This window comes from Streptomyces africanus, assembly GCF_002150735.1.
Taxonomy (GTDB): Bacteria; Actinomycetota; Actinomycetes; order Streptomycetales; family Streptomycetaceae; genus Streptomyces; species Streptomyces africanus.
This window is the reverse complement of record NZ_MUKA01000286.1, coordinates 1-9289: the sequence shown is the minus strand read 5'-3', so window position 1 is coordinate 9289 and position 9289 is coordinate 1. Positions and strand designations below refer to the sequence as shown.

11 protein-coding genes are annotated in these 9289 nt (G+C 69.7%); 4 read left to right on the top strand and 7 right to left on the bottom strand.

Features of this window, described 5'->3' with window-relative positions; all coding sequences use genetic code 11:
• Positions 1 to 459: 459 nt before the first annotated feature.
• Positions 460 to 1110, bottom strand: a complete 651-nt coding sequence (locus tag CCL05_RS31655) for a DNA-3-methyladenine glycosylase (RefSeq protein WP_086564116.1) — start codon at positions 1108 to 1110, stop codon at positions 460 to 462.
• Positions 1111 to 1255: 145 nt separating this feature from the next.
• Between CCL05_RS31655 and CCL05_RS31650 the strand changes: the two genes are divergently transcribed.
• From CCL05_RS31650 to CCL05_RS31640, 3 genes are all read left to right on the top strand, one after another.
• Positions 1256 to 2038: a sporulation protein gene (locus tag CCL05_RS31650; RefSeq protein WP_086564115.1), complete on the top strand. Its 783-nt coding sequence runs from the start codon at positions 1256 to 1258 to the stop codon at positions 2036 to 2038.
• A 52-nt stretch (positions 2039 to 2090) separates the two neighbouring features.
• The gene (locus CCL05_RS31645; protein WP_086564114.1) at positions 2091 to 2630 is read left to right on the top strand and encodes a YbhB/YbcL family Raf kinase inhibitor-like protein; all 540 of its coding nucleotides are present in this window, start codon (positions 2091 to 2093) and stop codon (positions 2628 to 2630) included.
• Positions 2631 to 2840: 210 nt separating this feature from the next.
• Positions 2841 to 3347, top strand: coding sequence for an HNH endonuclease (locus CCL05_RS31640; protein ID WP_086564113.1), 507 nt, complete (start codon positions 2841 to 2843; stop codon positions 3345 to 3347).
• 64 nt (positions 3348 to 3411) lie between these two features.
• Here the strand turns inward: CCL05_RS31640 and CCL05_RS31635 are convergent, their stop codons facing one another.
• The 3 genes from CCL05_RS31635 to CCL05_RS31625 all read right to left on the bottom strand — a co-directional run bounded on the left by CCL05_RS31635 (position 3412) and on the right by CCL05_RS31625 (position 5827).
• Positions 3412 to 4371: an SPFH domain-containing protein gene (locus CCL05_RS31635; RefSeq protein WP_086564112.1), complete on the bottom strand. Its 960-nt coding sequence runs from the start codon at positions 4369 to 4371 to the stop codon at positions 3412 to 3414.
• Positions 4372 to 4502: 131 nt separating this feature from the next.
• Positions 4503 to 4934 carry an NfeD family protein gene (locus CCL05_RS31630; protein WP_086564111.1) on the bottom strand — a complete coding sequence of 144 codons (432 nt, stop codon included), beginning with the start codon at positions 4932 to 4934 and terminating at the stop codon, positions 4503 to 4505.
• A gap of 95 nt (positions 4935 to 5029) precedes the next feature.
• Complete coding sequence (locus CCL05_RS31625; RefSeq protein ID WP_020272309.1) at positions 5030 to 5827, bottom strand: ABC transporter ATP-binding protein; 798 nt, start codon at positions 5825 to 5827, stop codon at positions 5030 to 5032.
• A gap of 161 nt (positions 5828 to 5988) precedes the next feature.
• Between CCL05_RS31625 and CCL05_RS31620 the strand changes: the two genes are divergently transcribed.
• Positions 5989 to 6774, top strand: a complete 786-nt coding sequence (locus CCL05_RS31620) for a hypothetical protein (RefSeq protein ID WP_086564110.1) — start codon at positions 5989 to 5991, stop codon at positions 6772 to 6774.
• A gap of 187 nt (positions 6775 to 6961) precedes the next feature.
• Here the strand turns inward: CCL05_RS31620 and CCL05_RS31615 are convergent, their stop codons facing one another.
• The 3 genes from CCL05_RS31615 to CCL05_RS31605 all read right to left on the bottom strand — a co-directional run bounded on the left by CCL05_RS31615 (position 6962) and on the right by CCL05_RS31605 (position 9164).
• Entirely contained in the window at positions 6962 to 7204 is a 243-nt protein-coding gene (locus CCL05_RS31615) for a chaplin (protein WP_086564109.1), read from the bottom strand.
• 156 nt (positions 7205 to 7360) lie between these two features.
• On the bottom strand, positions 7361 to 8002 hold the full coding sequence (locus CCL05_RS31610; RefSeq protein ID WP_086564108.1) for a response regulator: 642 nt from the start codon (positions 8000 to 8002) through the stop codon (positions 7361 to 7363).
• Positions 7995 to 9164: a GAF domain-containing sensor histidine kinase gene (locus tag CCL05_RS31605; protein WP_086564118.1), complete on the bottom strand. Its 1170-nt coding sequence runs from the start codon at positions 9162 to 9164 to the stop codon at positions 7995 to 7997. Before CCL05_RS31605 ends, CCL05_RS31610 begins: the two co-directional genes overlap by 8 nt.
• Positions 9165 to 9289 lie beyond the last annotated feature (125 nt).

Genomic DNA, 9289 nt, shown 5'->3' with positions numbered 1-9289 from the left:
CAGCGTCCTCGCTGTGTTTTTTCAAAGGAACCTCGCCCCAGCAGATGCTGGAGACGGGGTATCAACATATCTGGCGTTGACTTTTGGCACGCTGTTGAGTTCTCAAGGAACGGTCGCTTCCTTTGTACTCACCCTCTCGGGCTTTCCTCCGGGCGCTTCCCTTCGGTCTTGCGTTTCCGACTCTATCAGATCGTTTTCTCGACCCGATTCCCTGTCGGCGGGATTTGCCGGGCGGCCTTGGCTTTCGCTCGTCGGCCTTTCGACATTCACTACGTTAACCGATTCGCCGTCCAACTCATAATCGAGTCCGTCGGCGCCGAATTCAGGCATGCGAGCACGCCGAATTCGCCCCTGCTGAGGGGGAGTCGTTAGGTAGTGGGTTGGCCGCTTCCGGCTGCTGGCGAACGCCGTACCCGGGTCAAGCGGCTCGGGCTACATTACGCATCTTGCGGGGACGCGTCAACTCCGGCGGCGCCTTGGGACATGGGCCCGATACGGGCTCACCGTTGGATCGTTGGCGCTCCAGAAGCGCCAGGGATGGATGTCGCCGTTGCCTCCCTCGCCCGCGACTCCGGTGCGTGGTCCGTTGCGGACCTGGTCACGCGGTACGGGCGTGCCCGCGAGGACCTTCATGGGTGTGTCACCGGAGGTGCAGGCGTCCGTGCCGTTCAGGGAGCGGTCCACGCCCAGGGCCGTCGCCAGGCGGGCCGGGCCTTTGGCCAGTTCCTTGTCGTTGCGGGCCGAGAGTCGACGGGTGCGGGCCAGTTCGGCGCCCTCGATGATCTCGCCGGCGCGGAGCAGGACCGCGCTCGCCTTGCCCTCGGGGCCGCACACCAGGTTCATGCAGAACCACATGCCGTAGGTGAAGTAGACGTAGACGTGCCCGGGGGGACCGAACATCACGTCGTTGCGGGCCGTACGGCCGCGATAGGCGTGTGAGCCGGGGTCGTCTGCACCGTCGTAGGCCTCTACCTCTGTGAGGCGGAGGGCGATCGGACCGTCCGGGGTGGTGCGTACCAGGATGCGGCCGAGGAGGTCGGGGGCGACATCGAGGACGGGCCGGTCGAAGAACTCCCTGGGCAGGGGCGTACGGTCGGGGCTCGCGATCATGCCGTCCGAGGGTACTGGAGACGGGTGGTGCGGCGGGGTGGCCTCAGGGCACCGGCCTTGCCAGGGTGAGGGCGTGGAACCGGCCACGGCCGGATCGCGTTTGTAGGGATCAGGGATTCACCCGTAGTGGGCGAGAGGGAGAGACATGGCGTTCAAGAAGCTGCTCGCGAGCCTGGGGGCCGGCGGGGCTTCGGTCGAGACGGTGCTGCACGAGGTCAACGTCGTCCCGGGCGGTGTCGTCCAGGGTGAGGTGCGGATCCAGGGCGGTTCCGTGAACCAGCAGATCGAGGGGCTCTCGGTCGGGCTCCAGGCCAAGGTCGAGGTGGAGAGCGGCGACCAGGAGTACAAGCAGGACATCGAGTTCACGAAGTCCCGGCTGGGCGGGGCGTTCGAGCTTCAGGCGAACGCGGTGCACGCGGTGCAGTTCGGGCTGGAGATTCCGTGGGAGACGCCGATCACGACGATCGACGGGCAGGAACTGCGCGCGATGCACATCGGGGTCTCCACGGAGCTGGAGATCGCGCGGGCGGTGGACTCCGGTGACCTGGACCCGATCAAGGTGCACCCGCTGCCGGCGCAGAAGGCGATCCTGGACGCCTTCATCCAGCTGGGCTTCCGTTTCAAGAACGCGGACATGGAGCGCGGGGTCATCCGGGGTACGCGGCAGAAGCTGCCGTTCTACCAGGAGATCGAGTTCTACCCGCCGCAGCAGTACCGGGGGCTGAACCAGGTCGAGCTGAGCTTCGTGGCGGACGCGCACGCCATGGACGTGGTGCTCGAGATGGACAAGAAGCCGGGGCTGTTCAGCGAGGGCAGCGACACCTTCCGGTCCTTCCAGGTCGGTCTCAACGACTACCAGGGGACCGACTGGGCCGCGTACCTCAACCAGTGGCTCTCCGAGGTCGGCAGCAAGCGCAACTGGTTCTAGGAAAGGCCCTAGGCTCGGGGGCAACTGCAAGAACCGATCAGGAGGTACCGAGGTGACCGAGCTCAAGCGGCGGCCGCTCCCCCACGACTTCCATCCGCCCGTGCCGTCGTTCACGGTGACGAGCGAGGACGTCCAGGAGGGTGCGACGCTCAAGGACGCTCAGGTCCACGCGGCCGGCAACACCTCGCCGCAGCTGCGGTGGGAGGGCTTCCCGCCCGAGACCCAGAGCTTCGCCGTGACCTGCTACGACCCCGATGCCCCGACGGGCAGTGGGTTCTGGCACTGGGTGCTGTTCGACATCCCGGCGTCGGTGACCGAGCTGCCGGTGGGCGCGGGCAGCGGGAAGTTCGAGGGGCTGCCCGAGGGCGCGATCCACGCCCGTAACGACTACGGCGGCAAGGAGTTCGGTGGGGCCGCGCCGCCGCCCGGGGACGGGCCGCACCGGTACGTGTTCACGGTGTACGCCGTGGACCAGGAGAAGCTCGGTCCGGACGCGGACGCTTCGCCTGCCGTCGTGGGCTTCAACCTGCGGTTCCACACGATCGCGCGGGCTCAGCTGATCGGTGAGTACGAGGTGCCCGCCGAGGGCTGACGAGCCGCCCCCGCGATCCCGGCGTTCACGGAACGTTTGCCCGCTCCTGGTCTTGGAATTGATCAGGAGCGGGCATTTTTGTTGCCGGGGGTCGCGGGGGTCACCCCCCGTAGGAGCAGCAGATATTGCGTTGTCCATCTCGGCGTGCCCGGCCAGAGTTGATCCCAGCCCGCCAGGGGGTGGGCCGGTGCACACGGGAGGTGGGCTGGTATGCGGGACACGCTGGTACTCAACGCGAGCTTCGAGCCGCTGTCGACGGTGACGCTGAACCGAGCCGTCGTTCTGGTGCTTCAGGACAAGGCCGTCGTCGAGCAGGCCCACCCCGAACTGCGGATGCGGGGAGCCGCGGTCGACATACCGGCGCCCCGTGTGATCAGGCTCTGCCAGTACGTACGGGTGCCCTTCCGAAGACGAGCGCCGTGGTCGAGGCGGGGTGTGCTGGTCCGGGACCGGCACCGGTGCGCGTACTGCGGGAGGCGGGCGACGACCGTCGACCACGTGGTGCCGCGTTCGCGGGGTGGGCAGGACACCTGGTTGAACACGGTGGCGTCGTGTGCGGAGGACAATCACCGTAAGGCCAATCGGACTCCGGCGGAGGCGGGGATGCCGCTGCTGCGGCAGCCGTTCGAGCCGACTCCGGCGGACGCGATGCTGCTGGCGCTGGGGCAGGACGATTTCGACGCGCTGCCGGAGTGGCTGGCCCAGCCCGCCGCCTAGCCTGGCTGTCGCATGAAGGGGGCCCGCTTCCTCTGGGAAGCGGGCCCCCTTCATGCGTGCCGGGTCAGTCGATGGACGGCTTCTCGCGGCGTTCCTGGGCGGGGACAGTGCCTCCGGACGCGCCGCCGTTGCCGCCGGAACCGCCGCCCATGCCGCCGAAGTTGCCCATGGCGCCGGACAGGCCCTTGAGGGCGTCGCCGATCTCGCTGGGGACGATCCAGAGCTTGTTGGCGTCGCCTTCGGCGATCTTGGGGAGCATCTGGAGGTACTGGTAGGAGAGCAGCTTCTGGTCCGGGTCGCCGGCGTGGATGGCCTCGAAGACCGTACGGACGGCCTGGGCCTCGCCCTCGGCGCGCAGGGCGGCTGCCTTGGCCTCACCTTCGGCGCGCAGGATCTGGGACTGCTTCTCACCTTCGGCGCGCAGGATCTCGGACTGCCGCACACCTTCGGCCTGGAGGATCGCGGCGCGCTTGTCGCGGTCGGCGCGCATCTGCTTCTCCATCGAGTCCTGGATGGAGGTGGGCGGCTCGATCGCCTTGAGTTCGACGCGGTTGACGCGGATGCCCCACTTGCCGGTGGCCTCGTCGAGGACGCCGCGCAGGGCCGCGTTGATCTCCTCGCGGGAGGTGAGGGTCCGCTCCAGGTCCATGCCGCCGATGATGTTGCGGAGCGTGGTGACGGTGAGCTGCTCGATCGCCTGGATGTAGCTGGCGACTTCATAGGTCGCGGCGCGGGCGTCGGTCACCTGGTAGTAGATGACCGTGTCGATGTTGACCACCAGGTTGTCCTGGGTGATCACCGGCTGCGGCGGGAACGGGACGACCTGTTCGCGCAGATCGATGCGGTTGCGGATGGTGTCGATGAACGGGACGACGATGTTGAGGCCGGCGTTCAGCGTCCGCGTGTAGCGGCCGAAACGCTCGACGATGGCCGCGCTGGCCTGTGGGATGACTTGGATCGTCTTGATCAGGGCGATGAAGACCAACACCACCAGAATGATCAGGACGATGATGACCGGTTCCATCGTCGTTCCCCGTACCCTTCTCCGCCTCGGCGACTTCGGCAGATCTCATGGTTGTCGAAGATCTTGCTGGTCGAGTCTGTCAGACCGTCGCGTAGCTGGCGAGGAGTTCACTCCAGTTACGTCTTGCGAGGTCACATGACGATCGCAGTGGCTCCCTCGATGTCCACGACGTCCACTTCCTGGCCTGCTTCGTAAGCGCGGTCGGTGTCGAGGGCGCGGGCCGACCAGACCTCTCCGGCCAGCTTGATCCGGCCGCCTGAGGCGTCGACGCGTTCCAGGACGACGGCTTGTCTGCCCTTCAACGCGTCCACTCCGGTGGCGAGTTGGGGTCGCTGGACGCGATGCCGGTTCGCGATGGGGCGTACGACGGCGATGCCGGCGGTCGAGATGACGGCGAAGACGACGACCTGGGCGACGGCTCCGCCGCCGAAGAGGCCGTTGACCAGCGCGGCGCCGATGGCGCCCACCGCGAGCATGCCGAGTTCCGGCATCGCGGTGACCACGAGCGCGATGCCGAGCGCCGTCGCGCCGATCAGCCACCACAGCCATGCGTCGATGTCCACACGGGCATGGTAGGTCGGACGGCCCTGTCGCCGACAGGGCGCCCAGGGTGTGAAATGCCCTTCTTACTTTGGGATTTGTGTGGCGAGGGGCCGGGTCAGGACAGCGGGAGGCCCTGTGCCGTCCAGCGCTCGCCCGCCTGTTCGACGACGAGCGGGAGGCCGAAGCAGAGGGAGAGGTTGCGGGAGGTGAGTTCGAGCTCCATCGGGCCGGCGGCGAGGACCTTGCCCTGGCGGATCATGAGGACGTGCGTGAAGCCCGGGGGGATCTCCTCGACGTGGTGGGTGACCATGAGCATCGAGGGGGCGATCGGGTCGCGGGCCAGGCGGCCGAGGCGGCGGACGAGGTCCTCGCGGCCGCCGAGGTCGAGGCCGGCGGCGGGCTCGTCGAGGAGCAGCAGTTCGGGGTCGGTCATCAGGGCGCGGGCGATGAGGGTGCGCTTGCGCTCGCCCTCGGAGAGCGTGCCGAACTTGCGCTCCAGGTACTCGCTCATGCCGAGGCGGTCGAGGAAGGCGCGGGCGCGCTGTTCGTCGATCTCCTCGTAGTCCTCGTGCCAGGTGGCGGTCATGCCGTACGCGGCGGTCAGTACCGTCTCCAGGACGGTCTGGCGCTTGGGGAGCTTGTCGGCCATGGCGATGCCGGCCATGCCGATGCGCGGGCGCAGTTCGAAGACGTCCGTGCCGGGCCTGCCGAGGGTCTCGCCGAGGATGGCGGCGGTGCCCGAGCTGGGGAAGAGGTAGGTGGAAGCGAGGTTGAGGAGGGTGGTCTTGCCGGCGCCGTTCGGGCCCAGGATGACCCAGCGCTCGCCCTCCTTGACCGACCAGGAGACCTGGTCCACCAGAGCCCGGCCCTCGCGGACCACGGATACGTCCTGAAGCTCCAGAACATCGCTCATGAGCGCGTTGTCTCCCCTTGCAGTGTGGCCGGTCTCGGCTGTCGCGTAAGCCTGTGGCTCGGTCCGCCGCGCCGGTGGGCGCAGCCCTCCATGAAATCTACGCCACCGGTCGGCCCGGACATTCCCTCGGTCCGGTCCTTGGAGGGTCCTAGGGTGGGGACATGCTCACGGAACCACGCGCTGGACGTCTCGCTGCATGGGGAAATGCCCTTTTGGCCGGACTTGTCTCACCGGATGACGCTGTGCTCGCCATCGTCGGCGACGACGCGGTGCATCGGGTGGAGGGGCTGCCCGGAGAATCGGGCCAGGTCGGGCTGACGCTCGCGCTGGGGCGGCTGCGGACGCTCGGGGTCTCCGGGCTGCGGGTGGCGCTGCCCGCGCCGGGGCATCCGCTGGGGCTGAGCGGGCCGCCGGAGTTCAACGCGCGGGCACTTGAGGCCGAGGAGGCGGTGGTCTGTTACGGGGCCGCCTTGGGGTTGGTGCCGGACGTGTACGAGGCCGGGCCTGTGGGTGTGCAGGTCGAGGTGGTGTGGCATGTGCTGGCCGTGCGGGAGGCGCCGCCGGCGGATGTGCCGTCCCTCGGTGAGGCGGAGCGGGAGCTGGCGGAGGCGCTCCGGGAGGCGACCGAGGCGCTGACGCGGCTGGATGTGGCCGGGTCGGGGCCGGTGGCGGAGGCGGCGGTCGACGCGTACCGGGCTCGGGCCGAGCGGAGGCGGGAGGTGCTGGCGCCGGGGTATCCGTCGCGGGCGGTGCGGGTGCTGGAGTTGGCGCAGCGGGTGGGGACGCTCATCGCTGTGGCGACGGAGAGCGGGCACGGTGGTGCGGTGAGTTCGTCCGAGATGTCTGCGCGGCGGGAGGCGTTGCGGCCGGTGGAGCGGACGGCTCGGCGGGCGCAGGTCGCGGCGTACAACTCCGTTGTGGAGGAGCGGGAGCGGGGGGTGCGGTGACTGTCGGTTGTGTGGTGCTGGGTGTTGCTGCCCGGGGCTGGTTGGTGCGCAGCCCGGCGTAGCGGGGTGCCGCCTGCGCCCACCCGTGCCGCCCCAGCGGCACGACTGCCCGCAGGCTGAGCGGACCGGCCTCCAGGCGTTGCCGGGAGGCCGGTGGTGCCTCCGGCTCGGAGACGGAGGTGGGGTGTCAGTGGTTGACGGCGAGGTTACCGAAGGCGGGGTTCAGGACGCCCACGACGTTCACGCTGTTGCCGGAGACGTTGACCGGGACGTGCACCGGGGCCTGGATGACGTTGCCCGAGACGACGCCCGGGGAGCCCACGGCCTGACCGTCGGCGTGCGCGCTCGTGGCGGAGGCCATGCCCGCGCCCGCGGCCAGCAGGCCACCGGTCACCATCGTCACGGCAGCGGCCTTCTTCAGGTTCTTCACTTCTGAGCCCTCCTTGCGATTGCCGCGGCAGGCGCCGCGGCACGCACTGGAGAACGGCGGAGGTCCACCGAGGTTGCGCCATGTGAGGGACGTTCCCACGACAGTATGAATCTCAGCTCGGAAGGGAACCTTCCGTGCTGCCGTGGGATGAGCGTGTCAGCCGGTCACGCCATGGCGAACGGCCCACAGGGCGGCCTGCGTTCGGTCGGACAGGTCGAGTTTCATCAGGATGTTCGAGACGTGGGTCTTGACGGTCTTCTCGGAGAGGACGAGGGCGCGGGCGATCTCCCGGTTGGAGCGGCCGTCCGCTATCAGGCCGAGCACCTCGCGCTCCCGCTCTGTGAGCGAACCGGCCCGCCCCGGGCCCGAGTTGGCCTCCTCCTGGGACAGCAGGGCGTCGGCGACCTCCGGCTGGAGGAGGATGTGCCCGGCGTGGACGGAGCGGATGGCTCCGGCGAGGGCGTCGGGGTCGACGTCCTTGTAGACGTAGCCGGCGGCGCCCGCGCGCAGGGCCGGGACCACCGTGCGCTGCTCGGTGAAGCTGGTGACGATCAGCACGCGCGCGGGGTTGTCCAGTTCGCGGAGTCTGCGCAGGGCGCCCACGCCGTCCATGCCCGGCATCTTGACATCCATGAGGATGACGTCGGGCCGCAGCTCCTCCGCGCGGTCGACTCCTTCGGCGCCGTCCGCCGCCTCGCCGACGACCTCGATGTCGTCCTGTACCTCCAGGAATGTGCGCAGGCCCCGGCGGACGACCTGGTGGTCGTCGACGAGCAGCACCTTGATTGCGTCAGCCACCGGGGACCTCCATCTCGATCGTGGTGCCCTTGCCGGGCGCCGATTCCACGGTCAGCGTGCCGCCGGCCCCGCTCGCCCGGTCGCGCATCGAGACCAGGCCCAGGTGGCGCCCGGCGCGGCGGACCGCCCTCGGGTCAAATCCGCTGCCGTCGTCCGTGACGCGCAGGACGGCTCCGCTGCCGCGGCGGTCCAGGGTCACGTCCACGTGGTCGGCGCCGGAGTGGCGCAGGGCGTTGTGCAGGGCCTCCTGGGCGACGCGCAGGACGGCCTCCTCCTGGGAGGCGGGCAGGGCCTTCACTCCGCGGCCGGCGAAGGTGACGCGGGCGGAGTGGGCGCGGTCGAGGACCTGGACCTGTGTCCGGAGGGTGGCCACGAGGCCGTCCTCGTCGAGGGCGGCGGGGCGCAACTCGACGACGGCGGCGCGCAGTTCGTCGGCGGCCTCGGCGGCTAGGGCCGCCACCTGCTGGAGTTCGCCCTTGGCGCGGGAGGGGTCCCGGTCCACCAGGCGGGCCGCGGCCTGGGCGGTCAGGCGCAGGGAGAAGAGCTTCTGGCTGACCGCGTCGTGCAGTTCGTGGGCGAGGCGGGAGCGTTCCTCGGCGATGGTGAGCTCGCGGCTGCGTTCGTACAGGCGGGCGTTGGTGAGGGCGATCGCCGCGTGCTGGGCGAGGATGCCGAGCAGTTCCTCGTCGTCCTGCGTGAAGCCACAGCTGCCTTCCGGTTCGGGGCACGGGGGGTGTCCCTCCACAGGACGCAGCTTGTTGGCGAGGAACAGCGCGCCGATGACCTCGTCGCCGTCGCGGATGGGCAGGCCCAGGAAGTCGACCAGGTCGGGGTGGGCGCTCGGCCAGCCCTCGAAGCGGGGGTCCTTGCGGACGTCGGCGAGGCGCTCGGCCCTGGCCTCGCGGAGCATCGCGGCGAGGATGCCGTGCTGGCGCGGGAGCGGGCCGATCGCCTTCCACTGCTCCTCGCTGACGCCGTCGACGACGAACTGGGCGAAGCCGCCGTGGTCGTCCGGGACGCCGAGCGCGGCGTACTGCGCGTCGAGCAGCTCGCGGGCCGAGGCGACGATCGTCTTGAGGACGTCGCGCACCTCGAGATGCCTGCTCATGGCCAGCAGCGCGGAACTCACCGCGGCGAGGCCGGACCGGGGACCGTGACTCATGTCCTCACGGTACCGGCGGGCTGTGACAGCGCGGATCGGACCGGTGGCGGCGGTCACCCGGGCCGGTGGACCTAGGTCGCTGGGCCGATGCGGGCGGGCGGCACGGCCTAGGTGTGCTGTCCCGG

Excerpts from the sequence above, each read along its gene's own strand:
- CCL05_RS31620 (WP_086564110.1), top strand. The coding sequence starts at position 5,989 with ATGCTCACGGAACCACGCGCTGGACGTCTCGCTGCATGGGGAAATGCC.
- CCL05_RS31625 (WP_020272309.1), bottom strand. The coding sequence starts at position 5,827 with ATGAGCGATGTTCTGGAGCTTCAGGACGTATCCGTGGTCCGCGAGGGC.
- CCL05_RS31650 (WP_086564115.1), top strand. The coding sequence starts at position 1,256 with ATGGCGTTCAAGAAGCTGCTCGCGAGCCTGGGGGCCGGCGGGGCTTCG.
- CCL05_RS31640 (WP_086564113.1), top strand. The coding sequence starts at position 2,841 with ATGCGGGACACGCTGGTACTCAACGCGAGCTTCGAGCCGCTGTCGACG.
- CCL05_RS31655 (WP_086564116.1), bottom strand. The coding sequence starts at position 1,110 with ATGATCGCGAGCCCCGACCGTACGCCCCTGCCCAGGGAGTTCTTCGAC.
- CCL05_RS31605 (WP_086564118.1), bottom strand. The coding sequence starts at position 9,164 with ATGAGTCACGGTCCCCGGTCCGGCCTCGCCGCGGTGAGTTCCGCGCTG.
- CCL05_RS31635 (WP_086564112.1), bottom strand. The coding sequence starts at position 4,371 with ATGGAACCGGTCATCATCGTCCTGATCATTCTGGTGGTGTTGGTCTTC.